Origin of the sequence: Gordonia sp. VNK1 (assembly GCF_040049135.1) — a bacterium.
Lineage (GTDB): Bacteria > Actinomycetota > Actinomycetes > Mycobacteriales > Mycobacteriaceae > Gordonia > Gordonia oleivorans.
Window position 1 is genome coordinate 1 of sequence record NZ_JBDZDJ010000029.1, and the last position, 25245, is coordinate 25245.

Here is a 25245-nt window from a genome sequence, read left to right on the forward strand (position 1 = left end):
TCTCGACCCAGAACTCTCTCTCGAGGCCCAGCCGGTAAGAGTGCTCACCCAGTAGCAGCTACCACCACCAAGTCTGCCAACTCACGTCAACCAGACCCAGTAGTTCCCCCCATTAGCCGGTCCGGAGCGATAGCGGAGGACCGAGTCGAGACCTCCGCAACCCGACGACGAAACCGGGTCACCGCCAACCGAACACAGCTCTGCCGACATTGACAGCGCTCACCCCCAACCGATTCCGCGCCAACATAGTTGTCGTACCCCCTCGCTACACTTGACTCAGTTCAGTTGATCCGACCGATCAGAGGAGGTGAACATTATGGCCACCAACACCATTGGCAGCAGCAAGGCACCGGAACTGTCGATGACCGCCGCCGACGCGGCCATGATCGATCACCTCCCTGTCGAGGCGGCCACCGCACTCGCCCGCTCGCTGCAACGCCAGGAACGGCAAGTGATCGCTCGGAAAGTGCTGTCGGCGGCGCGGATCGGACACGCCGTATACGACGAGATGCTGCTCTCAGGCCATCAGACCAATGTGCACACCACCGGCGCCGTCGACAAGGCCGCCACCGGCAAGGTATCCACCACCCTGGGTGTGTCGGTGCCGCAAGCGACGGCGTGGATGACGTTGAGCTTCCTGCTGTCGACACTCCCGACGGTGACCGCCGCATTCCTCGACGGTGACCACTCCCTGGAACGTATCCGCATCATCGCCAACGAGATCGCCGTCCTGTCCGACGACGATGCCCGCGCGTTCGCCGAAACCCGTGCACTGCAACTCGCCGAACGTAACCAGGCCGATAAGACCCTGCGGGATCAGGTCGTCGAAATGGTGATCGCCCTGGATCCCGACGGCGCCGCCGACCGTCGCGAGGAAGCCGCCGCACGCGATCAGAACGTTCGCGTGCGCCGAGACACCAACGGGCACTGCAGTATCTCTGTCTACGGCCCCGGGGAGATGGGTGCCCATCTGGCGGCGCGGATCGCGAAGATGATCAGTGAGCGGATCTGCCCGCGTGATCCGCGTCGTCAGGGGCAGGTGCAGGTCGCGGCGTTCGCCGAAATCCAGGGACTGCCCGGGGCACACCTGTCGTGTGAATGCGGGCGGGGCGACTGCTCGCGGGCGATCCCCTTGCCGGAGGAGCCGAGTGGTCTGACCGACCTCGACATCGATGTCGACGACGACGCGCCTGATCTGTCTGGCGATGTCGATGCGGACGCCGACGTGACCGCCGATGCCGAGACAATCACCGGCGACGACACTGACTGTGCAGCAACGGATACCGAAGAGTCGCAACCCGACACCGACACCGACACCGATTCGCAGTTGTCGCTGTCGTTGATCACCGACCCGTCCGGGCAACGGGAAGCCCGGCTGGAGTACTTCGGCGTTGTGGACGACGCCCACGCCCGTTCGTTGATCACTTCGGGACAGCTGGTGACCGTCAGCGAGTTTCCCACCCTCGACATCCCCACCATCAACACCGCCACCTCACTGGACCGGATACCCGCGGCGTGGCGTCGCCTCGACGATCCGTTCCCCGCGCCACCGATCGACCCCACCGGGCACGGTGGACATCTTCTCCCGCCATCAGGTGCGTTGACGTATCGGATACCAGCGTGGTTGCGGGAGAAGATCATCGAGTTGGATGGCACCTGCCGGTACCCGCATTGCGGCCGACCGGCCAGTGAATGCCAGATCGATCACCTGGTGAAATTCGTGCACCAGGATCCGATCACCGGTGGCTGGACCGTGGAATTCAACCTGATGCCGTTGTGCACCCCGGACCATCAGCGAAAACACATGGGATTGTTGATCCCCACCATGCTGTCGGACCGGGCTGTCATCTGGCGAGACCCGGCCACCGGGGAGACCATCACCACCTATCCGCGGTAAGACGCTGGCTTTGGCCTGCCGTCGGGTGGTGTTGCGCTGTGATCGGTTTCCAGCCCCGTGTTGGGTGGTCTCGAGGCTCGTCGCCCAGGGGCTCCTCGCACCTCGACCGGCGGGAGTGAGATTGTGCTGCAATATGTTTCCGGCGTCAGGTTGCGTGGTCTCGACGTCGACAGAGCTCGGCCCGGTGACACACCACGGGCTCGCAGGATCGCACGAGGCGGCTCGGCATACCGGGCGCGGCTACTCTCCTACCCCTCCAACGTCTTCGTCATCCGGCCGACGGCCTCTTCGTACTCGCTGACCATGTCGGCGATGAGTTCGGCGACCGGTGTGATGGCGTTGAGCCGGCCGACGATCTGTCCCGCCGGCATCGCGACGACGCCGGGGTCGTCCGACGCCGAAATCCGCGCGTGCGCTTCGGAAACCAGGATGTTCTGCAGCGGCATGGGCAGCGGGTCGGGAGCGTTGTCGGCATCCCACGCGTCGGTCCAACGGGTCTTGAGCAGCCGGGCGGGTTTGCCGGAGTAGATCCGTCGCCGCACCGTGTCACGCGAGGTCGCATCCAGCAGCGCCTGCTGCACCGTCGACGGACCCTCCTGCCCCTCGGCCATACCGAGTTTGTACTCGGCGGCGGTCAGCCAGTAGGTGCCCATCCAGACACCTTGTGCACCAAGGGCGATGGCCGCAGCGATCTGTCGGCCACTTCCCACTCCACCGGCGGCGAGGACCGGGGCGCGGTCGCCGACGGCGTCGACGAGTTCGGGCCACAGGATCATCGACGTGACCTCGCCGGTATGCCCACCACCCTCGTAACCCTGGGCGATGACGATGTCGACACCCGCGTCGACATGATGCAGCGCATGGTCTTTCGCACCCGCGAGGGCCGCCACCAGCACACCATGGTCATGGGACGTCTGGATCACATCGGCCGGCGGCGAGCCGAGCGCATTCGCGATGAGCTTGATCTGCCCGTACTTGTCGGCATGGGTCATCGCCACATCGACATGCGAGCGGGCCACCGAGTGCAGCCACCCGAGGACACCGGCATTGACGCGATCACCGTCGGGCAGCGGCGGGACGCCGAGATCGTCGAGGGTGCGCTCGACGAAGGCGCGGTGTTCCGGCGGGATCATCGCGTCGAGATCCACATGGCTTCCCTCGGTGGGGATCTTGGCCGGCATCACCACGTCGACGCCAAACGGTTTGCCGTCGGTGTTCTCGTGCATCCACTCGAGGACCTCGTCGAGTTCGTCGGGATCGTTGAACCGCACGCAGCCCAGCACGCCGAGGCCACCGGCCCGGCTGATCGCCGCCGCCACATGCTGACTGGGCGTGAAGCCGAAGATCGGATAGTCGATGCCGAAGCGTGTCGCCAGATCGGTTTTCATTTCGTGGTCTCCGTAACCGCCGCGCGGGCATCCTCGATGGTGGTGTCGGCAGGTCGGCCCTCGGCAACCGAGACCGCCCACCGGTAGTCGGGTTTACCCGCCGGTGACCGTTTGATCGCATCCACGAACCAGACACTGCGCGGGGATTTGTAGCCGGCCAACTCTTTTCGGACGACGTCGGAGAGCTCGGTCACCGACGGTCGGGCATCGTCGCGTGTCGCGATCACCGCCCCGACCCGCTGACCGAAGCGGGGGTCGGCCACGCCGACGACGACGGTGTCGAAGACGTCGGGATGCGCCTTCAGCGCCGCTTCCACTTCCTCGGGGAACACCTTCTCCCCGCCGGTGTTGATCGACACCGATCCGCGGCCGAGCAGGGTGATGCTGCCGTCGGCCTCGACCTGCGCGAAGTCGCCGGGGATCGAGTAGCGAACCCCGTGGAACACCTTGAACGTCTTCGCCGACTTCTCCGGATCGTTGTGATAGCGCAGCGGGATGTGGCCGGTGCGCGCCAGCACACCGACCTCGCCGCTGCCGGGTTCCACGCGGGTGCCGTCCTCGCGCAACACGTGAGTCTGCTTGTCGGCGTTGACCCGTGGCGCCCCGACGTGCGATTGACCCTTGGCAACGACGCCCAGTCCACCGAATCCGGTCTCCGACGAACCAATGGCGTCGATGATGACGGCGTTCGGGAACTTGGCGAGGAACTGTTCCTTGACGCTCGGCGAGAACAGGCACGCCGAACTGGCCACCGACACCACCGTCGAGGTGTCGTGGTCACGCTGTTCGAGCGCCTCGATCATGGGGCGCCCCATGGCATCTCCGGTGATGAAGATGACGTTCACACCGTGCCGACCGACCGCCTCCCACACGGAGTGAGCGTCAAAGTCCGGGTACACCACAGCTTTTCCACCGCCGAAGAGCGCCTGGAAGACCGCCCACTGCGAACCGCCGTGGATGAAGGGCGGGATCGGGAACCGCACCAGCTGCCCGCCGGCGGCGCCGGTCTTGGCGTGTTCCCATTCGTCGGTGACCGGCTCACCGGTGTACCACTCGATGCCGCCGCCGAGTACCCGCCAGACGTCCTCCTGCCGCCACACCACGCCCTTCGGCTTCCCGGTGGTGCCGCCGGTGTAGAGCATGTACAGATCGTCGTTGGAGCGGTCCCCGAAGTCGCGCGCGGTCGACGATTCGGCAATCGCGTCCTCGTAGGCGATCGCCGGCGCCACCGCGTCCGCGCATGTCACGTCGACGTCGCTGCCATCCTCGATCACGATCCGATGTTCGACCGCCAGGTCTGCTCCGCCATAGTCGGCCCGATTCGATAACACGTTGCAGACGCGTGGCGAGTACTGCCGCTCATGGATGAGCACTTTCATCCCGGAGTCACTGAAGATGTGATCGAGTTCGGCCTCGACGTAGCGGTAGTTGACGTTGACCATCACCGCCCGGGCCTTGAAGATCGCGACCATCGCCTCGACGGATTCAATGGTGTTTCTGCTGTACAGCCCCACGGCGTCGCCCGGCGCGACGCCGAGTTCCTGAAGCTTGTGGGCCAGCGCGTTACTGCGCTCCTCGAGTTCGGCATAGGTACGGGCGCGGTCGCCGGACTCGAGTGCGGTGCGGTCGGGCATGAGGTCGACCGCATGCTCGATGAGGTCGCCGATGGTGAAAGCCATGAGTCAAAATTAGAACGTGTTACTGTTTCCGGCAAGAGATTCTTCCACATCGATCGATCTGGGGGTCGAGATGACCGCGTTGTCGCAGCCCGAGTCCGCCACCGACCACATCCCCCACTGCCTCGTCGAGCAGCGGGGGCATGTCCTCATCGTCACGATGAACCGGCCCGAGGCCCGCAACGCCCTTTCGTCGGAGATGATGGCGATCATGACCGAGGCCTGGGATCGGGTCGATTCCGATCCGGAGATCCGGGTGGCGATCCTGACCGGCGCGGGTGGCGCCTTCTGCGCGGGGATGGACCTCAAGGCCATGTCGCGCAACGCTCCTGGCGACACCGTCAAGTCCGGGTCGTGGGACCCCGCGTCGCTGCCCGCCCTCCTGAAGGGACGACGGCTGACCAAACCGCTGATCGCCGCTGTCGAGGGACCCGCCATCGCCGGTGGCACCGAGATCCTGCAGGGCACCGACATCCGGGTCGCCGGCGAGAGTGCAAAATTCGGTGTGTCCGAGGCCCGTTGGGGACTCTTCCCGCTCGGCGGGAGCGCGGTTCGGCTGGTCCGGCAGATCCCCTACACGGTCGCCTGCGACATCCTCCTCACCGGGCGCCACATCAGCGCCGCCGAGGCCAAGGAGTACGGACTGATCGGCCATGTCGTCCCCGACGGCACCGCGTTGGACAAAGCACTCGAACTCGCCGAGGCCGTCGCCGCCAACGGTCCGCTCGCCGTGCAGGCCATTCTGCGCACCATCCGAGAAACCGAAGGAATGCACGAACTCGATGCCTTCCAGGTCGAGGCACCGATCGGGATCTCGGTGTTCCAGAGCAAGGATGCCAAGGTCGGGCCCAAATCCTTTGCCACCAAACAGAAACCGGTGTTCACCGGCGAATAGGACACATCGTGGGCGACTCGGCCATCCGTGTCTGGACCGCGCTCTTCTCGCCGATCGGTGCCGCCGCACAGGCCACCGCACTGCGCGACGCGGGCGTGAGCGGCGTGTTCACCTTCGAGGGTCCGCACGACGTCTTCACCCCCTTGGTACTCGCCTCCCGGGTCGACGATGTCGATCTGATGACGAATGTCGCGATCGCATTCCCCCGCAACCCCATTCACGTCGCCCATCAGGCCAACGATCTGCAACTGTTGAGCGACGGACGTTTCCGCCTCGGTCTCGGCACCCAGATCCGGCCACAGATCGAGAAACGGTTCGGCGCCGACTTCGATCGTCCGGTCGGGCGGATGGTCGAGTTCGTCGCCGCACTCCACGCGATCTTCGACAGCTGGGAGACCGGCACCCGCCTCGACTTCGACGGCGACTTCTATCGTCACCGCCTGATGACGCCCACCTTCAGCCCGCCACCCAATCCGCACGGCAGGCCCCCGATCCTGGTCGGTGCCCTCGGCCCGCAACTGACCCGCGCGGTCGCGAGGCATTGCGACGGCCTGCTGATCATGCCGTTCACCAGCGACCGATTCGTCCGCGAATCAATCCTCCCCAGGGTCGCCGCCGGTCTCGCCGACGCCGGCCGCACCGCCGCCGAGTTCACGATCATGCCCGAGATCATCGTCGCGACCGGCCGAGACGAGAACGAGTACGACACCGCCGCCCGCCGCCTCCTGTCGTTCTACGGCTCCACCCCCGCCTACCGTCCGGTCCTCGACCTGCACGGCTACGGCGACCTGCAACCGGAACTCAATCGGCTCTCCAAGATCGGCCGATGGGACGAGATGCCCGGACTGATCGACGACGGTCTCCTCGATACGATCGTCGCCCGCGGAACACCCGTGCAGGTCGCCGAGCGGGTTCATGCCCGCATCGCCGGCATCGCCGACGAGGTGGCCCTCTGCCAGCCCTTCCCCCTCGCCACCGGCACGCTCGGCGAGGTGCTCGACGCGCTGTCCGTCCGGTGACGTTGCCGCCGGTGAGATCGACCCCGGTGAGAGATTGACACTGCCATTGGGCGACGGCAGGGTCTAGGACATGCTCCGACGTCCCATGAACAACGACTGGTCCGGCCAGCGGTTCCCGCACCCCACCAAGCGGCGGCCGATCATCGGCGAACTCGGCGCGTCCGATCCGCGCAATCCGATCCTCAGCGTTCTGCAGTGGGGCGCGAGACTCGGCCCGATCTTCGAACTGCAGGTCTTCCGCCAGAAGTTCGTGTTCGTCGCGTCGGCGGAACTGACCGCGGAGCTATGCGACGAAACCCGTTTCTGCAAGGCCTTGCCGCCGGCCATCACCGCCCTGCGCCAGTACGCCGGCGACGGCCTGTTCACCGCCTTCAACGACGAGCCCAATTGGCAACTCGCCCACGAGTTGCTGATGCCGGCCTTCACCAAGGCGGCGATGCGGTCGTATCACTCCACGATGACGGCCACGGCGGGCGAACTGTTCGACTACTGGGATCGTCGCGCCGTCGGCGCCGCGGATGCCGGCGCCACCACCGACTCGGGGGCCACCACCGATTCCGACGTCACCCAGGACATGACGAAGCTGACGATGGAGACGCTGACGCGCACCGCGTTCAGTCGGGACTTCGGGTCGTTCACCTCGCCGGAGCAGCATCCGTTTGTGGCGGCGATGATTCGCGCACTCGAAACCGGGCGCCGCAAGGGCGGACTCGGCACCGCGCCCGGCGGCCGGTTCCTGACCCGCTATCTCGACCACCGCAACGCCGAGCACCAGGCCTACATCGACTCCCTGCTCGACAAGGTGATCGCCGAGCGCGCCGACGACCACCGCCAGGACGACCTGCTCGGCATCATGCTCAACGTGGCCCATCCCGAGACCGGCGAGAAACTGTCGATGCTCAACATCCGGTATCAGATCCTCACCTTCCTCGTCGCCGGGCACGAAACCACCTCCGGTGCACTGTCATTCACCCTGTACTACCTCTCGCAGAACCCGGAGTGCCTGGCGCGGGCCCGCGCGGAGGCCGACGACATCCTCGGCGACGATCCGACCGCGATGCCGACCTTCGAGCAGGTCCCCAAATTCCGCTACATCCGACGGTGCCTCGACGAGGCGTTGCGGATCTGGCCGACGGTGCCCGCCTTCGCCCGCAGCCCCCGCGCCGACACCGAGATCGCCGGCCGGTACCGGATGCGACCGCAGGACTGGGCCGTCATCATGCTCGGTCTGGTACACCGCGACCCCGAGGTGTGGGACCGCCCGGATGTCTACGATCCGGACCGCTTCCTCGCCGAGAACGTGAAGAAGCGCCCCGCCCACAGCTACAAGCCGTTCGGAGCGGGACTGCGGGCGTGCATCGGTCGCCAGTTCGCGCTGCACGAGGCGGTCCTGGTTCTGGCCGGGCTCCTGCATCGTTACGAGCTGGCCGCCGACCCGAGCTACCAGCTGGCCGTCGACGAGCGACTCACCATGGTGCCCAAGGACTTCCACCTGTCGCTGACGAAGCGGACGATCCCGGCGACGGCAGGCATCGGCTGAGGCGTCCCATCCCGTCGAGTGGGCGCCGTATCCCGTCGAGTGGGCGCCGTATCCCGTCGAGTGGGCGCCCTATCCCGTCGAGTGGGCGTCCCATCCCGTCGAGTGGGCCTACACCAACCCCGCCACCTGCTCGATGGTCGCCACATCGCGGGCGGTCACCATCAGCATGCCGACGCCCGCGGCCTCCCACTGCTTGATCTGGTCGCGCACCTCGTCGGCGGTCCCGGCGATCAACGTTTCGCGCACCATCTCGTCGGGTACGGCGGCGATCGCCTCGGCCTTGCGCCCCGCCAGGAACAGCCTCCCGATCTCGTCGACGACGTCGCCGTAACCCATCCGCCGATACAGTTCGGCGTGAAAGTTCTTCTCCTTGGCGCCCATTCCGCCGACGTAGAGCGCTGTCGACGGCCGGTACCGATCGATGACCGACGCGACGTCGTCGGTGATGGCCATCTGCACCGTCGCCGCCACCTCGAAGTCCTCACGGGTGCGACGTGCACCGGGCCGGGCGAATCCGTCGGCAAGCCATTCCTCGTACTGATCGGCCAGTGACAGGCTGTAGAAGATCGCCAGCCACCCGTCGGCGATCTCCGCGGTCTGCGCCACGTTCTTCGGCCCCTCCGCGCCGAGCCAGATGGGGATGTCGGCGCGCAGTGGATGGGTGATCGGCTTGAGCGCCTTCCCCAGACCGGTCGCGCCGGGCGCATCGGCGGGATACGGCAACGGGTAGTGCGGACCGCCGCTGGTCACCGGCGCCTCCCGTCCGAGCACCGACCGCACGATCTCCACGTATTCCCTGGTGCGCGCCAACGGCTTTGCGAACGGCTGCCCGTACCAGCCCTCGACCACCTGCGGCCCGGACACCCCCAGTCCGATGATGTGGCGCCCTCCCGAGAGGTGATCCAGCGTCAGCGCCGCCATCGCCAAGGAGGTCGGCGGCCGGGCGGAGAGTTGGGCGACCGCGGTACCGAGCCGAACCCGTGACGTTGACGCACCCCACCACGCCAGTGGCGTGTAGGCATCCGATCCCCAGGACTCGGCGGTGAACACGGAGTCGAACCCGTTCTCCTCGGCCGCGGCGATGAGCGCGGGCGCGTGCGTGATCGGTTCCGCTCCCCAATAGCCCAGTTGTAACGACAGTTTCACGATGGTCGCCGTCCTCTCGTGGCACCGATCAGAAGCGCGATGACATGCGCCTTGTGCCCAATACTAGAACGTGTTCTACTCGATTGTGTGAGCAGCATCGCAACTGACACCCACGACGGCCCATCGAGTCCCGTCGCCACGGTTCCCGAACCGGAGACGACCATCCTCACCGCGCCGTTGACCAACACCTTCGGCTACACCCGGTCGCTCGGGCCGGTCCTGTCACAGTTCGCGCTCGGGTTGCGCGACGGCCGGATCGTCGGCTCGAAGAACTCCGACGGCACCGTGTCGGTCCCGCCGGTGGAATTCGACCCCTCCACCGGCAAGGCCACCACCGACCTCGTCGACGTCGCCGCCGTCGGCACCGTGACGACGTGGACGTGGAATCCGGTGCCCGCCGAACCGCAACCGTTCGACACCCCCTTCGCGTGGGCGCTGATCCGGCTCGACGGCGCCGACACCGCGCTGCTGCACGCCCTGCGCGTCGACTCCCCCGACGACCTGAGCACCGGCATGCGCGTGCACGCGGTGTGGCGTGCCGCGCGCACCGGCCGCATCGACGACATCAGCCACTTCGCACCGGGTGACACCCCGGCCGTCGCGGCGCCCAACACCTCCGACGACGACCTCCCCCACAACGGCAACGTGGTGATCACGACACCCATCACCACCGCCATCACGCATTCGGCCACCGAGGAGGAGACCTGGTATCTCCAGGGCCTGAAGGCGGGCAAGCTCTACGGCACCCGCATCGGCTCCGGGGTCGACGCCGGCCGTGTGTACTTCCCGCCGCGCAAGGTCAGCCCGTCCGACGGCGCACCGTCTGTCGAGCGAGTTGAGTTGTCCGACAAGGGCATCGTCACCACCTTCTGCATCGTCAACGTCCCGTTCCAGGGACAGCGGATCAAGCCGCCCTACGTCGCCGCCTATGTCCTGCTCGACGGCACCGACATCCCGTTCCTGCACCTGATCCTCGATTGCCCGGCCGACGAGGTCCGGATGGGTATGCGTGTCGAGGCGGTCTGGGTGCCCGAGGGCGAACGCGAACTGTCACTGGGCAGCATCAGTCACTTCCGGCCCACCGGGGAGCCCGACGCCGAGTACGAGTCGTATCGGGCATTCCTGTGACCCCGCACCACCTTTCGGACACGCACACCTCTCGATCTAGGAGCACCCTGTGACCCTCCCCCGGATAGCGATCGTCGGGTTCGCGCACGGCCCGAACGTCGTCGGGACGCACGGCACCACCAACGGCGTGGAGATGTTGATCCCGTGCTTCGCCAAGCTCTACGCCGAACTCGGCATCACCCGCACCGACATCGAGTTCTGGTGCAGTGGATCGTCGGATTACCTTGCCGGGCGCGCTTTCTCGTTCATCTCGGCGATCGACTCCATCGGTGCCATGCCGCCGATCAACGAGTCGCATGTGGAGATGGACGGCGCCTGGGCGCTGTATGAGGCGTGGGTCAAGATCGCCACCGGCGAGGTCGATCTGGCGCTGGCCTACGGCTTCGGCAAGGCCACCGCCGGCAACGCCGACCTCACCCTGGCCCTGCAGACCGACCCGTATACCGTTGCGCCGCTGTGGCCCGAGGCCCGATCGCTGGCCGCGCTGCAGGCCCGCGCCGGCATCGACGCCGGGACCTGGACCGAGGCCGACATGGCCGCCGTCGCCGCCCGCACCTCCGGCGCCTCCGTCGGCGAACTCCTCGCCGCCGAGTACGTCGCGAATCCGCTTCGCGCCCATGACATCGCGCCCTACACCGACGCCGCCGCCGCGGTGATCATCGCCTCCGAACGGCGGGCCCGGGAACTCGTCGCCAACCCGGCGTTCATCACCGGCTGGGATCACCGGATCGACACCCCCAACTTCGGCGCACGAGATCTCACCGTGTCACCGTCGACGACGCTCGCCGGTGACACCGCCTTCGGAAACCGCAGTCGCGCCGTCGACATCGCCGAGATCGGCGCGCCGTACACCCATCAGGAACTGATCGTGCGCAACGCGCTCGGTCTGCCCGATTCGGTCCGCATCAATCCGTCGGGCGGCACCCTGGCCGGCAACTCACTGTTCTCCGCCGGCCTGCAGCGTATCGGCTATGCCGCGCACGAGATCATCGGCGGCAACGTCGGAACGGCGGTTGCCCACGCGACGAGCGGTCCACTGCTGCAGCAGAACATGGTGGTCACCCTGGCATCCGACGCGAACTCAGGAGAATCGAACTGATGGCACACAACAATCGCGCGGCCGTCCTCGGGACGGGGCAGACCCGCTACGTCGCCAAACGTCACGATGTGACGATGGCCGGCATGTGCCGCGAGGCCATCGACGCCGCCCTCGCCGACGCCCAGGTGAGCATCGACGACATCGACGCCATCGTCATCGGCAAGGCCCCCGACCTCTTCGAGGGTTCGATGATGCCCGAACTCGCCATGGCCGAGGCCATCGGCGCCGTCGGCAAGCGGATGATCCGGGTGCACACCGCCGGCTCGGTCGGCGGTTCGACGGCCAATGTCGCCGCGTCACTGGTGTTCGCCGGGGTGCATCAGCGGGTGCTCGCCGTCGCCTGGGAGAAGCAGTCGGAATCGAATGCCATGTGGGCGTTGTCGATTCCGGTGCCCTTCACCAAGCCGGTGGGCGCAGGCGCCGGCGGATTCTTCGCCCCGCACGTGCGTGCCTACATCCGGCAGTCGGGAGCACCCGAACACATCGGTGCGATGGTGGCCGCCAAGGATCGCCGCAACGGTGCACTGAATCCGCTGGCGCATCTGCATCAGCCCGACATCACCGCCGAGAGCGTGATGGAATCGCAGATGCTGTGGGATCCGATCCGCTACGACGAGACCTGCCCATCGTCGGACGGTGCCTGTGCGGTGGTGATCGGCGCCGAGGACGTCGCAGATTCCGCTGTTGCCCAGGGTAATCCGGTCGCCTGGATTCACGCGACCGCGATGCGCACCGAGCCGTTGAGCTTCGCACATCGCAATGTGGTGAGTCCGCAGGCCGGTCGGGACGCCGCGGCGGCACTGTGGAAGGCGGGCGGCATCGACAACCCGATCGAGGAGATCGACGTCGCCGAGATCTACGTCCCGTTCTCCTGGTTCGAGCCGATGTGGTTGGAGAACCTGGGATTCGCCCCGGAGAACGAGGGCTGGAAACTCACCGAGGCACATGAAACCGAGATCGGTGGGCGCATCCCGCTCAACGCGTCCGGTGGCGTGCTGTCGTCGAATCCGATCGGTGCATCCGGCATGATCCGCTTCGCCGAGGCCGCCATCCAGGTGATGGGCAAGGCGGGCGCCCATCAGGTCCCCGACGCCCGCAAGGCCCTCGGCCACGCGTACGGCGGTGGTTCGCAGTACTTTTCGATGTGGCTGGTGGGCGCGGAGAAGCCGGTGCACTAGTCGCGTCGGCTCGGCTGATCGTCGTCGACGAAAGGTGGGGGAAGAACGTTCTTCCCCCACTTTTTCTGTCCTCCGCCGGGAACTCCTGAGGGGCGCGTCGATTCCTGGTGGAGGAACGTTCCTCCCCTACTTTCCGCAGGCCACGCCGCGCAGTATCCCGCATACCGGCCACGCCGGCGACGCTCCGTCCACAGGTGTGGATGGCCGAACGTCGATCGCCGCGCGCCGGTCCATCATCGTCGCATGAGCGCCTCCGACGACTTCGACTACCGGACCCCGGCGTCCGACGACCCACTCCTCCTCCGCCGCAACCTACTCCGGCAGGGCACCAGCGACGCAGAGATTCGACGCGAACTGCGCGACGGGAGCATCGGGCGCGTCTGGTGGGGTGGCTACACCGCACCGGACACGACATCTGACGACGACGTCGACGACCACACCCGCCGCGACGAACGCTACCGGCTGATGATCCGGGCCGCGGTCCGCGTCGGTGGCCCACGCCGGTACCTCAGCCAGCAGTCCGCGGCCACCGTTCTCGATATCCCGTTGCTGCACAAGGACACCACCACCGTGCATGTCACCTCGGAGCGCGTGGGACGCGCTTCCCGGGGACTGGTGATCCACCAGGCACGTGTCCCGGACTCCGACTTCGTCGAGATCGACGGCGTGACCGTCACCTCGATCGGCCGGACGGTGTGCGTCCTCGCCCGGTCCGGTACGTTCCGCGAGGCCGTGTGCGCCCTGGACTCGGACCTCTTCCAGGCCCGCATCCGCAAGCAACCCTTCGAGGTGATGCCGATCGTCGATGCCATGCGCCGCCGGCATGGAATCGCGATGCTCCGCACGGCATTGCCGTTGACGAGTGATCAGTCCGAGAGCATCGGCGAGTCGGTGAGCAAATGCGTCATCGTCGAGGCCGGTTCGATTCCGGTTCCGGAACGCCAACCCGAGGTCGTCGTCGGCCGACGAAAGGAAAAGTGGGGGAAGAAAACTCTTCCCCCACTTTCAGTCGAAACGAACCGAATCAGACCGACCCGGCCGCCAACCGTGAGCGGGTGAGAGGTACCGCTCAGGCCGGACGAACCGAGTTGATCGTCTTCTCGACCTCCCAGAAGGCCCGCAGCGCAGACAGTTTGCCACCATCGTCGGCCCGGTAGGTGAACACCCCTCGTGCCTCAGAGATGTGACCGGCGATGTGCGTCACGATCTTTCCGATGTAGGCCACCTCGTTGCCACAGATGATCTCCTCGTCGAAAACGAACTCGATCTTCTCCGTCGTCCCGATCGACAGATCCCAGAACTCCGAGATCCGTTGATGCCCGGTGAATCCCACTCCCTCGGCGTCGAACATCGACGGTCCGACCGGGTCCTCGACCGTGGCGTCGGCGGCAAAGTTGTCCACCCAGGCCTGCTTGTCCCGGGTTTCGACGAACTCGCGTGACCGCCGTCCGGCGACGACCGCCGGATGGTTCTCCCGGTCGATGTTCAGGTACGCCGGGCCCTTCTGGGCCCCAACCTCTTTGGCTGTCGTCATGGGATCGGCTGTCACTTCGTCCCGTAGTCGACCTGCAGTTCCTTGACACCGTTGATCCAGCCGTGCCGCAGCCGGCGCGGCACCTCGAGGCGGGTGATGTCGGGAACGAGATCGGCCAGCGCGTTGAACATCAGGTTGATCTCCATACGTGCGAGGTTGGCGCCCACGCAGAAATGCGCACCGTTGCCGCCGAACCCTACGTGCGGGTTGGGATCTCGCAGGATGTTGAACAAGTACGGATCCTCGAAGACGTCCTCGTCGTAGTTGGCCGATCCGTAGAACAGGCCGACGCGCTCCCCTTCGGCGATGTCGACCCCACCGATCTGGGTGTCCCGCTTGGCGGTGCGCTGGAAGCAGTTCACCGGTGTCGCCCATCGGACGATCTCGTCGACGGCGGTGGCCGGACGATCCCGCTTGAACAGCTCCCACTGATCTGGATGTTCGAGGAAGGCGTTCATGCCGTGGCTGATCGCGTTGCGAGTGGTCTCGTTGCCGGCGACGGTGAGCAGGATGAAGAAGAACCCGAACTCGGTCTCGTCGAGGCTCTGGCCGTCGATGTCGGCATTGACCAGCACCGAGACGATGTCGTCGACGGGATTGCGGCGACGCTCCTCGGCCATCGTGTAGCCGTAGCCGAGAATCTCGGCCGACGCCATCTGCGGATCCTCGGCGAAGTCGGGATCGTCGTAATTCATCATGTTGTTCGACCAGTCGAACAGCTTGACGCGGTCGGCCTCAGGCACGCCGAGCAGATCGGCGATCGCCAGCAGGGGGAGGTCGACGGCGACGTCGTGGACGAAGTCCCCGGTTCCCCTATCCGCGGCCTGCTTGACGATGGTCCGTGCCGCGTCGTCGAGCTTCTCCTCCAGTGCCTGAACCGCGCGCGGGGTGAAGGCCTTGGAAACCAGCTTGCGCAGCCGGGTGTGATCCGGCGGATCGTGGTTGATCAGCAGCGCTTTGGTGACGTCGAGTTGGTCCTGCGGCATGTCGTCGTCGAAGCGCATGATGACGCCGTTGCTCGCCGTGGACCAGTCGGCGTTGTTCTTGGAGATCTCGCGGATGTGCGCGTGCTTGGAGACCACCCAATAGCCGCCGTCGTGGAAGCCACCCCCCTTGCCCGGCCGTTGCGCATTCCACCAGACCGGCGCCGTCTTGCGCAACGCCGCGAACTCCTGCAGCGGCAGCCCTTGTTCGAGCAGCTCAGGGTTGGTGAAATCCCATCCCTCCTGCTGCGTGAAGGCGAGTCTGTTCGCCCCCTCCGCAGATGAAGCGCCTGCTGACGATTCCTCTGCGGAAACGTTGACGGTCTTGACCACTGCCACACCACCTGTCGTTTCCTGCGTGAGATGAGATCCGGTTTCGGTCTCATGTGTGACCCACGGTACACACGTACACCGGCCAAGACGAGAACTCGTTCTACTTTTTTCTGGACGATCGCCCCAGACGAGCGTCCCTTTTGTGATTTGGGCGACCGTCCAAGTCCGCGTTTACAGGACTGATGTCCAGGGATGATCGAGACATCGCCACCTGCGGCTTCCACCCCGCCCCGAGGCCTGGACTCAAACTGAAACATGTTCTAGTTTGGGCGAAGATGTCGGTAACCTTGAAAGGACATGACCATGGGCGTCCCGGTGATCGTCGAAGCGGTGCGGACACCGATAGGTAAGCGAGCCGGCTGGTTGTCGGGCCTGCATGCCGAGGAACTACTCGGCCTTACCCAACGCGGCCTGCTCGAGCGGGCCGGGATCGATCCTGCCCTCGTCGAGCAGACCATCGGCGGATGTGTGACGCAGGCCGGCGGCCAGGCCGGGAACATCACCCGGAAGGCGTGGCTGGCGGCGGGCCTACCCGAGCAGACCGGTGCGACGACCATCGATTGCCAGTGCGGTTCGGCACAGCAGGCCAATCACCTCATCGCGGGCCTCATCGCCACCGGCACCATCGAGGTCGGTGTCGCCTGCGGGGTGGAGACGATGACGACGGTGCCCCTCGGCGCGAACGTCGGCACGTCGGCCGGGCCGTACCACGCCGATTCGTGGAACATCGACATGCCCAACCAGTTCGAGGCGGCCGAGCGGATCGCCCGGCGACGCGGGATCACCCGGGACGACATCGATGCCCTCGGCCTGCGCAGTCAGCAGAATGCGCGGAAGGCCTGGGACGAAGGCCGCTTCGATCGAGAGGTGTTGAGCCTCAAGGCACCCGAACGCACCAAGGAGGGCGAGTTCACCGGCAACGTCCTCGACGTGACGCGCGATCAGGGACTGCGCGAGACCACACTGGAGACTCTCGGTTCGCTGAAGCCGATGATCGACGGTGGAATCCATACCGCGGGAACGTCATCGCAGATCTCCGACGGCGCCGCGGCCGTCCTGCTGATGGATGAGGCGAAGGCACGGGAACTCGGTCTGACCCCGCGGGCCCGGCTTCGCGCGCAGGCTCTCGTCGGTGCGGAACCGCATTTCCATCTCGACGGTCCGGTGCAGGCGACCGAACGGGTGCTGGCCAAGGCCGGAATGTCGTTGTCCGACCTCGATCTCGTGGAGATCAACGAGGCGTTCGCATCGGTGGTGTTGAGCTGGGCACAGGTACACGGCGCCGACATGGACAGGGTGAACGTCAACGGCGGCGCCATCGCCCTCGGACATCCGGTGGGTAGCACCGGTTCTCGCCTGATCACGACGGCCCTGCACGAACTGGAACGGACCGACAAGGAGACCGCACTGATCACCATGTGCGCCGGCGGCGCCATGGCGACCGGCACGATCCTCGAACGCATCTGATCCGTGGACGCCGACAACCGCCCCGACCAACTGGATTCGCCGGTCGTCGCGAAGCTGATCAAGGTGGGTTCGCGGTTCAACACCGCGATCTATCGGATCAGCGGCGGCCGCCTCGGCAACAAGTGGCGCATCGGTGCCGGCTTCCGCAAGCCGGTGTCGTTGTGCCTGTTGACGACGACGGGCCGAAAGTCGGGCAAACCCCGCACCGCCCCACTCCTCTATCTGCGCCGCGGAAAGGATTTCATCGTCGTGGCGTCCCAGGGCGGTTTGGCGAAGAATCCGGCGTGGTATCTGAATCTGCGGGATAACCCCGAGGTGACGATCGAGGTGGGCCGCGATCGTCACGAACTCACCGCGCGCACCGCCGACGCCGCCGAGCGGGATGAGTTGTGGCCGCAGCTCGTGGAGCTGTATCCGGACTTCGACACCTACGATTCCTGGACGGAGCGGACCATCCCGGTGGTCATCTGCCAACCACGCTGAGGTCCCAGTGCCAAGTAATCTCAGCGAGAACGAATCTCGGCCGTCTCGGCCGCCGCGGTCGTCGGCATAGCCCGGACCGCGGCACCGAGCCACCGGTCGAGTAGTGCGCGACGGCCGGCCTCGGAGCGACTGTCGTCGCCGGGGTCGATGATGAGTGATTGCAGTGTGCGCAGCACGATTTCGACGATGAGTTCCTTGTCGGCGTCGGTGTATCCGCGGCCGGCCCAGTCGACATCCATCCGATCGACCATGGTTCGCGCGAACACTCGTGCACCGCCGGAGGTGATCTCCCCGATCACCGGGAGACTCTGATGTCCGGGCCGCAGGAGGATGCCCATGTATCGGTCCTGCGCGACGGAGTCGAGGACGGCGAGAACACCTTCGATGATGGCGACGTCGGGTTCGGTGACGCCCGCCAGTCGGGCGGCGATTCCGTCGAGGAAGCCACCGACGGCGTCGATGGCGGTCGCGGCGAGAAGGGCTTCGGTGCTGGGGAAGTAGCGGTACACGGTTTGCCGGGTGACCCCGAGCAGGCGTGCGACGTCGGCGAGTTTGGTCGCCTCGCCGCGTTCGTCGATGACCTCCCGCGTGGCCGAGAGGATCCGGGCCGCGGCTTCGTCGTCGGTGGCCGGTGGGCGACCAGACCATCCATGTGTGCGCATCAGCGTCCCTCGTGTCCCGTCCGCCCCATGGATGCTCACCCTAGCGCGTCGGACTCTGATCGGGTCCCGGATCTGTTGACCATACGGACTTGAATAGGTGTATGGTGAGGTGACTCACGACACATCACTTGGCGGATTTCTGCACGGCTCGCGATCCGCGCCGGGAGGACAACCATGACCGCAGCCACCACCTGCCCCTTCGGTCCGGGCTTCGACTTCACCGACCCCGACCTCCTCGAGCGGGGTCTGCCCCTCGACGAGTTCGCACAGCTGCGTTCCACCGCCCCGGTGTGGTGGAACGCCCAGGCGCCGGGCACCGGCGGCGGATTCCATGACGGCGGCTTCTGGGTGGTGTCCAAGCATCAGCACATCCGCGAGATCTCCAAGAACTCCGCGCTGTGGTCCGCCAACGCCAACGGCGCGATCATCCGGCTACCCGAGTACGTCACGGCCGATCAGATCGAGTTCACCAAGGCCCTTCTCATCAACCATGATCCGCCGGAGCACACTCGTTTACGCAAGATCATCTCGCGGATCTTCACGCCCAAGGCCGTCGGCGCGTTGGAGGAGCGACTACACGACACCGCCCGCCGGGTCGTCGAGGAGGCCGCGGCACGCGATACCGGAAACTTCGTCGACGACATCGCGATCCACCTTCCGCTGCAGGCCATCCTGGACCTCATCGGGGTGCCGATCCCCGATCGCCCGCGGATTCACGAACTCGTCGACGCCATCATCAACTCCGACGATCCCGATCAGACCATCGAACCGACCGTCGCCAACGCCGAACTCCTCGGCTACGCCTACCAGATGGCCGAGGAACGCCGGAAGAATCCGGCCGAGGACATCGTCACCACCCTCGTGCAGGCCGACATCGACGGTGAGGCGCTCGACGAGATGGAGTTCGGGTTCTTCGTCATCCTGCTGATGACCGCCGGCAACGAGACCACCCGCAACGCGACGACGCACGGCATGAACGCCTTCCTCGACCATCCCGACGCGTGGAAGTTGTTCCGCGACAGCAGGCCCCGGACGGCCGTCGACGAGATCCTGCGCTGGTCGACTCCGGTCAACGCGTTCCAGCGCACCGCCCTGGCCGACACCGAACTCGGCGGGGTGCCGATCGCCAAGGGCCAGCGCGTCGGCCTGTTCTACAGTTCCGCCAACTACGACGAGGACGTCTTCGACGATCCGTTCACCTTCAATATTCTTCGAGATCCCAATCCGCACTTGGCCTTCGGCGGCAATGGCGCCCACTTCTGCATCGGCGCAAACCTGGCCCGGCTGGAACTGAACCTGATCTTCGATGCGATCGCCGACGTTCTGCCGGACATCTCACGCGTCGGCGAGATGCGTCGAGTCCGTTCGGGCTGGCTGAACGGGGTGAAGGAGCTACCGGTCCGCTACTCCGCCTGCCCGGTGGCGCACTGAGGCTCCGCGTAGAGAGGCCGACCGGGTACGCCATCCGACATACCCGTCGGCCCGCTCCGCTGGTGGACGTTCACGCAAAGTGATTGGATGTCGCCATGTTCGGGGTCCTGCAACCATGCCGCCACACACTCGACGATGAACTCGCCGAGCTGTGGCGCGCGCATCTGTGTGGATTGTGCCTGGAACTGCGCGATTCCCACGGGCAGGCCTCGCGGCTGACCACAAACACCGACGCGGTGATGATCTCGGTGCTCACGGCTGCGCAGCGCAGCGTGCCGGCCGAGCTGACCACCGCCGGACGATGCCCACTGCGGGCGATGCGTCGTGCCGAGGTCATGGTCGGCGCGGACCCGGGAATTCGATTGGCCGCCACCGCTTCCCTGACCCTGGCCGCGGGCAAGGCCGCCGACATTCCCGCCGAGCAGGCCCACGGCCTGGCTCCGCGATCGCGCGTCCGCGCGGTTGCCGCCGGAGTCGCGGCAAGGCGGCTGCACCGCGCCGCGGCCAGATCTTCGTCGTCGACGGACCTGTCCATCGACGACATGATGGCCACCCTCGCCCGTCAGGCCGACATCGAATCCGGTTCCACCGATCTGCACGAGATCCTGTCACCGGCCGCTCAGGTCTGCGCCGACGTCTTCGCCGCGACCGCCGACGCCGCCGGCACCCCGGGCAATCGCGACCATCTCGCGGCGATCGGCGCCGACTTCGGCGCGATCGCCCATCTGCTGGACGCCATCGACGACTACGACACCGACCTCACCGAAGGCGTCTTCAATCCGCTGCGCGCCACTGATACCGACGTCGCCTCGGCACTGGCCGACTGCCGGCGAATGGCCAAGGCCATCCGCCGTCGATACGAACTGCTCCGCCTCGAAGATGACCGGCTACTGCGGGCGGTCCTCCTCGACGGGTTGCACCGCGCCATCTCCCGACGCTCACGTAGCCGCGGACTTGTTTCGCTGTGCCACAACCACTCCCCAGAGGCCGCCTACCCCAATCCCACCGGATGGCCCCCGTTTCCACCCCCGGACTATCCCGAATCATGGCCGTACCCACCACCTTTCCGGCCCAACCGCGGATTCCTTGAGCGCCTCGGGCCGTTCGTGTGGACCACCTGCTCGGGCCGGGCCTGCTGCACCGACCACTGGAATCACTGCAGCGACAAGTGGAAGAGCGAGTGCTGCGACTGCGACGACTGCGATTGCGACTGCTGCGATTGCGATTGTTGCGACTGCCCCTGAGTCGTCCGCGCCCGTATCGTGCGCTCTACCCCCGTCGAGTGGGCGCCGTTCTTCATCGAGTGGGCGCCGTTCTTCATCGAGTGGGCGCCGTTCTTCATCGAGTGGGCGGCGTTCTTCGTCGTGTGGGCGCCGTTCTTCATCGAGTGGGCACCCGCACGCTCATCGGATCCGCCTCTCAACGCACAGTCGACACGAAAGCACGCACACTCAACGCGAAACGGCGCACAGTCGACGGAAATGGACGCCCACTCAACGCAACCGGGACGCTGCGCTCAGCCCACGCCCCGGTCCGACGCCTCCCAGAACCGCGCCCGCAGCGCCTTCTTGTCGGGCTTGCCGAGGGCGGTCAGCGGCAGCGATTCGGCGAAGATGACCTGTTTGGGTGATTGCACCGCACCCTTGCGCGCCTTCACCGACTCCTGGATCTCGGCGGTGACACTCGCGCGGGCCGCATCGTCGGCGGCGGCATCGGACCGCAGCACGACGACCGCGGTCACCGCCTCACCCCACTTCTCGTCGGGAACTCCGATGACACCGACCTGGGCGACCGAGGGATGTTCGGCGACAACATCTTCCACCTCGCGCGGGAAGACATTGAAACCGCCCGTGACGATCATGTCCTTGGTGCGGTCGACGATGTACCAGAAGCCGTCCTCGTCCTCGCGGGCGACGTCGCCGGTGCGCAGCCAGCCGTCGCGGAAAGTGTCGGCGGTTTGTTCCGGCAGGCCCCAATACCCGCCGGCGAGAAGCGGTCCCGCGACACAGATCTCGCCCGGTTCACCCGGCGCGACCGGGGCGTCGTCGGGGCCGAGCAGCGCGGTCCGCAGAAAGGCAGACGGCCGACCACAACTGGCGAGCCGACGCGGGTCCTCCCCCGGACCGGGATGATCGTGCTTGCCGAGATAGCTGATCACCATCGGCGCCTCGGACTGCCCGTAGTACTGCGCGAAGATGGGCCCGAATCGTTCGATCGCCTCGGCCAGCCGCACCGGATTGATCGCCGACGCACCGTAATACACGGTTTCCAGAGACGACAGATCGCGGGTCTTCGAATCCGGATGATCGAGCAGTGCATACAGCATCGACGGCACCAGCATGGTCGCGGTGATCTTCTTCTCCTCGATGGTGCGCAACACATCCGCCGGATCGAACTTCGTCAGCACGATCATGGTGCCGCCCTTCATCAGCGTCGGCACGAAGAAGGCGGCGCCCGCATGTGACAGCGGCGTGCACATGAGGAATCGGGGGCGTTCGGGCCACTCCCATTCGGCGAGCTGGATCTGCGTCATGGTGGCCATCGCCGACGCGGTACCGATGACGCCCTTGGGTTTTCCGGTGGTGCCGCCGGTGTAGGTGATGGACACGATGTGATCCGGCGGCAGCGGTGCCGCGGTCAGCGGGCGCGGCGAGAACGTGTCGGCCTCGGCGATCACATCCCGGCCGTACGCCGACAACGCCTCCGGCACCGGACCGAGCGTCAGCACCTGCTTGAGACTGTCGACGCGTTCCACGAGCGCGACGGCCCGTTCGACGAACATCGGCACCGGGTCGATGACGAGGGTGGTGACGCCGGCGTCGGAGAGAACGTAGGCGTGGTCGTCGAGCGACCCCAACGGATGCAGGGCGGTGCGTCGCCACCCTTGCGTCTGGCCGGCACCGATCACCAGCAGAACTTCGGGGCGGTTGAGCGCCAGCAACCCGACCGCCGACCCGGATCCGGCTCCCAGAGAGTCGAAGGCCTGGACGTATCGGCTGACGGCGTCGGCCATCTCACCGCCGGTCAGTTCGACGTCGCCGAGCTCGAGTACCCGGTGGTCGCGGTGCCGACGCAGGGCAGCGACCATCAGATCGCCGAGGTGCACTCCGGTGCGCAGTGGGTCGAAGTCGGTCGCTGAGCTGTCCACAGTCATGACCCCAAGACTAGGACGTGTTGCAGAAATGGGAAAGGGAAAGCCGCCACGAATTCCGTATGACGTGCATGAATACACCTTGGGTGGCGTCAGATCAACACTAGAACGTGTTGCACATCCTACTTACCGGTAGCTCACTAGGATCGACGTCATGACAGATCTGGACTTGGCCACCACCCGCCGCGACATCACCGATGCCCTTCTGACCGCGCTCGAACGCCGCCACGAGGTCCTCGACACCATCGTCGAGGCCGACGATCACGATGAGGCGGCCGCCGCTCTCGCCGCCCTACTGGACAAGTCTCAGCTCGGCGCCGAGGCGATCCTCGACATGAAACTCGATCAGCTCACCAAGAGCGAGCGCCGCAAGAATCAGGCCGAACTCGACGACCTCAACAACGCGCTGACCTTCACCCTCGCCGAACGCCCGGCCAGCAGCGGCGACACCCTGGACCTGCGGCCGTTCGCCCTCGAACTCGACGCCGATCTCTTCGCCGTGCGCACCGAGGAACTCGGCGTCGCCGGCGACGGCTCGGGCGCCCCCGCGGGTGATCTCGACGACGAGCTGACCAAGGCCACCGACCGCGTCGAGAAGGAGGAGGCCGTCTGGCTGGTCGCCACCGAGGGCGACGCGAAGGTCGGCTTCGTCTTCGGCGAGCTCACCTCCGGCGAGGTGGATGTGCGTATCTGGATTCACCCGGAGCACCGCAAGCACGGCTACGGCACCGCGGCGCTGCGCAAGTCCCGCTCGGAGATGGCCGCCTACTTCCCGGGTGTCCCGATGGTGGTGCGCGCCCCGGGCGCCTGAACCCCGACTCTTGTCACGAACGCGGCTCGCCTTCGCGGGCCGCGTTCGTCGTCTCCGCGAGCAGTCAGTCCACCCGCCGCGGCACCCCGAAGCGGGCGACGATGGCCCGGATGCGCAGATCCTCGTCGACGACGAACGTCTCCGAGACGGGCGCCGCAAGCCCCGCGACCTTCGGTCGCACATGCACGAAGTAGCGCGTGGTGACGCTGTGCCCGTCGACGGTGGCCTCGAATCCGCTGATCCTCATGATCACCCGGAACTGGGGCCCGCGTTCCAGACTCTTCGCGATGTGCGGACCGTTGCGGCCGGTCTTGATCCCGAACTCGACGCGGGTGCAGTCCGGGTGCAGGGACACCCCGGATGCGTCGTGCGACACCAGCGCGTCGACGTAGGCTTTGGCGGCCGCGACCCGTGACTGTTCGACGGACTCGGTCATTGATCCCCAGATCTGTTGTGGCCGGACGTAACTCGGTGATGCTACCTGCGTCGTCAGCGCGCCCTGCCGGTCAGCGCGCGCCGTACACCGGCATCGGCACCGGTGCCTTGTCCAGGATCTCGGCGATCACCGGCCCCAGTTCCGACGGCGACCACCGATCCCCCTTGTCGCGTTCGACGCTACGCTGCCAGCCGTCGGTGACCGAGATCTTGCCGCCCTCGACCTCGAATACGCGGCCGGTCACCGACCCGGATTCGGGCGAGGCCAGCCACAGCACGAGCGGCGAGATGTTGGCCGGGTCCATCGCGTCGAAGGAGCCGTCGGCCGGCGCCGCCATCTGCGCGGCCATCTCCTCGCCCGCCCCGAGCGTCATCTGGGTGCGCGCCGCCGGCGCGATCGCGTTGACCGTCACCCCGTACCCGCCCATCTCGGCGGCCGCCTGGACGGTGAGCGCGGCGATACCCGCCTTGGCCGCAACGTAATTGCCCTGCCCGACCGACCCGAACAAACCCGCACCGGACGAGGTGTTGACGACCCGCGCGGCGCGCGGCGCACCCGACTTCGATTGCGCCCGCCAGTATTCCGCGGCGTGACGCAGCATGACGAAGTGCCCCTTGAGATGCACGCGGATCACCGCGTCCCACTCGTCCTCGGACATCGACACCAGCATCCGGTCGCGCACGAAACCGGCGTTGTTGACCAGGATGTCGAGCGCACCGAACTCGTCGACGGCCGTCGCGACGATGCCTGCCGCGGTCTCCCAGTCGGCCACATCACCCGGTGCCGCCACCGCAGACCCGCCGGCCGCCCGGATCTCTGCGACGACGGCCTCGGCGGCCTCGGGCACGAAGTCGTTGACGACGACTTTCGCCCCGTCGGCGGCGAACGCCAGCGCGTGCGCCCGGCCGATCCCCTGGCCGGCCCCGGTCACCACGACCACCCGTCCGGCGTTCAATCCCGCATCACCCACGATTGTTCCCTTTCGATG

22 protein-coding genes are annotated in these 25245 nt (G+C 66.4%); 13 read left to right on the plus strand and 9 right to left on the minus strand.

Features of this window, described 5'->3' with window-relative positions; genetic code table 11:
- Nucleotides 1-316 precede the first annotated feature (316 nt).
- Nucleotides 317-1897 (plus strand): HNH endonuclease signature motif containing protein, encoded by a 1581-nt coding sequence (locus ABLE94_RS23900; RefSeq protein ID WP_348810084.1) that lies wholly within the window; start codon nt 317-319, stop codon nt 1895-1897.
- 248 nt (nt 1898-2145) lie between these two features.
- On the opposite strand, the gene ABLE94_RS23905 is transcribed toward ABLE94_RS23900, so the two are convergent.
- Both ABLE94_RS23905 and ABLE94_RS23910 read right to left on the minus strand, forming a co-directional pair.
- Complete coding sequence (locus ABLE94_RS23905; protein WP_348806600.1) at nt 2146-3285, minus strand: NAD(P)H-dependent flavin oxidoreductase; 1140 nt, start codon at nt 3283-3285, stop codon at nt 2146-2148.
- A complete protein-coding gene (locus ABLE94_RS23910; RefSeq protein WP_348810085.1) occupies nt 3282-4964 on the minus strand; it encodes an acyl-CoA synthetase in 1683 nt (560 codons plus the stop codon). Before ABLE94_RS23910 ends, ABLE94_RS23905 begins: the two co-directional genes overlap by 4 nt.
- A 70-nt stretch (nt 4965-5034) precedes the next feature.
- Between ABLE94_RS23910 and ABLE94_RS23915 the strand changes: the two genes are divergently transcribed.
- From ABLE94_RS23915 to ABLE94_RS23925, 3 genes are all read left to right on the plus strand, one after another.
- A complete protein-coding gene (locus ABLE94_RS23915; protein ID WP_348810086.1) occupies nt 5035-5856 on the plus strand; it encodes a crotonase/enoyl-CoA hydratase family protein in 822 nt (273 codons plus the stop codon).
- Nucleotides 5857-5879: 23 nt separating this feature from the next.
- Nucleotides 5880-6875 (plus strand): TIGR03617 family F420-dependent LLM class oxidoreductase, encoded by a 996-nt coding sequence (locus tag ABLE94_RS23920; RefSeq protein WP_348810120.1) that lies wholly within the window; start codon nt 5880-5882, stop codon nt 6873-6875.
- Nucleotides 6876-6945: 70 nt separating this feature from the next.
- Nucleotides 6946-8415, plus strand: a complete 1470-nt coding sequence (locus ABLE94_RS23925) for a cytochrome P450 (RefSeq protein WP_348810087.1) — start codon at nt 6946-6948, stop codon at nt 8413-8415.
- A gap of 108 nt (nt 8416-8523) precedes the next feature.
- Here ABLE94_RS23925 and ABLE94_RS23930 read toward each other — a convergent pair whose 3' ends face one another.
- Nucleotides 8524-9561, minus strand: coding sequence for an LLM class F420-dependent oxidoreductase (locus ABLE94_RS23930; protein WP_348806596.1), 1038 nt, complete (start codon nt 9559-9561; stop codon nt 8524-8526).
- Between the two features lie 87 nt (nt 9562-9648).
- Between ABLE94_RS23930 and ABLE94_RS23935 the strand changes: the two genes are divergently transcribed.
- The 4 genes from ABLE94_RS23935 (at nt 9649) to ABLE94_RS23950 (ending at nt 14025) form a co-directional block, all read left to right on the plus strand.
- A complete protein-coding gene (locus ABLE94_RS23935) occupies nt 9649-10689 on the plus strand; it encodes a Zn-ribbon domain-containing OB-fold protein (protein WP_348806595.1) in 1041 nt (346 codons plus the stop codon).
- A gap of 49 nt (nt 10690-10738) precedes the next feature.
- Entirely contained in the window at nt 10739-11788 is a 1050-nt protein-coding gene (locus ABLE94_RS23940; protein ID WP_348810088.1) for a thiolase family protein, read from the plus strand.
- Nucleotides 11788-12966: a thiolase family protein gene (locus ABLE94_RS23945; RefSeq protein WP_348806593.1), complete on the plus strand. Its 1179-nt coding sequence runs from the start codon at nt 11788-11790 to the stop codon at nt 12964-12966. Before ABLE94_RS23940 ends, ABLE94_RS23945 begins: the two co-directional genes overlap by 1 nt.
- Nucleotides 12967-13209: 243 nt before the next feature.
- Nucleotides 13210-14025, plus strand: coding sequence for a hypothetical protein (locus tag ABLE94_RS23950; RefSeq protein ID WP_348810089.1), 816 nt, complete (start codon nt 13210-13212; stop codon nt 14023-14025).
- A gap of 10 nt (nt 14026-14035) precedes the next feature.
- Here ABLE94_RS23950 and ABLE94_RS23955 read toward each other — a convergent pair whose 3' ends face one another.
- Both ABLE94_RS23955 and ABLE94_RS23960 read right to left on the minus strand, forming a co-directional pair.
- On the minus strand, nt 14036-14500 hold the full coding sequence (locus ABLE94_RS23955; RefSeq protein WP_348810090.1) for a nuclear transport factor 2 family protein: 465 nt from the start codon (nt 14498-14500) through the stop codon (nt 14036-14038).
- 11 nt (nt 14501-14511) lie between these two features.
- Nucleotides 14512-15699 carry a cytochrome P450 gene (locus ABLE94_RS23960; protein WP_425476268.1) on the minus strand — a complete coding sequence of 396 codons (1188 nt, stop codon included), beginning with the start codon at nt 15697-15699 and terminating at the stop codon, nt 14512-14514.
- A gap of 420 nt (nt 15700-16119) precedes the next feature.
- On the opposite strand from ABLE94_RS23960, the gene ABLE94_RS23965 reads away from it, so the two are divergent.
- Nucleotides 16120-17283: a steroid 3-ketoacyl-CoA thiolase gene (locus tag ABLE94_RS23965; RefSeq protein ID WP_348810121.1), complete on the plus strand. Its 1164-nt coding sequence runs from the start codon at nt 16120-16122 to the stop codon at nt 17281-17283.
- Between the two features lie 3 nt (nt 17284-17286).
- Complete coding sequence (locus ABLE94_RS23970) at nt 17287-17766, plus strand: nitroreductase family deazaflavin-dependent oxidoreductase (protein WP_348810092.1); 480 nt, start codon at nt 17287-17289, stop codon at nt 17764-17766.
- Between the two features lie 20 nt (nt 17767-17786).
- On the opposite strand, the gene ABLE94_RS23975 is transcribed toward ABLE94_RS23970, so the two are convergent.
- Nucleotides 17787-18428, minus strand: coding sequence for a TetR/AcrR family transcriptional regulator (locus ABLE94_RS23975; protein WP_348810093.1), 642 nt, complete (start codon nt 18426-18428; stop codon nt 17787-17789).
- A gap of 174 nt (nt 18429-18602) precedes the next feature.
- On the opposite strand from ABLE94_RS23975, the gene ABLE94_RS23980 reads away from it, so the two are divergent.
- Together ABLE94_RS23980 and ABLE94_RS23985 are read left to right on the plus strand one after the other, a co-directional pair.
- Nucleotides 18603-19859, plus strand: a complete 1257-nt coding sequence (locus ABLE94_RS23980; RefSeq protein WP_348810094.1) for a cytochrome P450 — start codon at nt 18603-18605, stop codon at nt 19857-19859.
- 95 nt (nt 19860-19954) lie between these two features.
- The gene (locus ABLE94_RS23985; RefSeq protein ID WP_348810095.1) at nt 19955-21103 is read left to right on the plus strand and encodes a DUF5685 family protein; all 1149 of its coding nucleotides are present in this window, start codon (nt 19955-19957) and stop codon (nt 21101-21103) included.
- Nucleotides 21104-21375: 272 nt separating this feature from the next.
- Here ABLE94_RS23985 and fadD8 read toward each other — a convergent pair whose 3' ends face one another.
- Nucleotides 21376-23013: a fatty-acid--CoA ligase FadD8 gene (gene fadD8 / locus ABLE94_RS23990; RefSeq protein WP_348810096.1), complete on the minus strand. Its 1638-nt coding sequence runs from the start codon at nt 23011-23013 to the stop codon at nt 21376-21378.
- 151 nt (nt 23014-23164) lie between these two features.
- Here fadD8 and ABLE94_RS23995 point away from each other — a divergent pair, with 151 nt between their 5' ends.
- The gene (locus tag ABLE94_RS23995; protein WP_348810097.1) at nt 23165-23821 is read left to right on the plus strand and encodes a GNAT family N-acetyltransferase; all 657 of its coding nucleotides are present in this window, start codon (nt 23165-23167) and stop codon (nt 23819-23821) included.
- A gap of 64 nt (nt 23822-23885) precedes the next feature.
- Here ABLE94_RS23995 and ABLE94_RS24000 read toward each other — a convergent pair whose 3' ends face one another.
- Together ABLE94_RS24000 and ABLE94_RS24005 are read right to left on the minus strand one after the other, a co-directional pair.
- On the minus strand, nt 23886-24257 hold the full coding sequence (locus tag ABLE94_RS24000) for a DUF8021 domain-containing protein (RefSeq protein ID WP_348806581.1): 372 nt from the start codon (nt 24255-24257) through the stop codon (nt 23886-23888).
- A gap of 70 nt (nt 24258-24327) precedes the next feature.
- Nucleotides 24328-25227: an SDR family oxidoreductase gene (locus tag ABLE94_RS24005; protein ID WP_348806580.1), complete on the minus strand. Its 900-nt coding sequence runs from the start codon at nt 25225-25227 to the stop codon at nt 24328-24330.
- Nucleotides 25228-25245 lie beyond the last annotated feature (18 nt).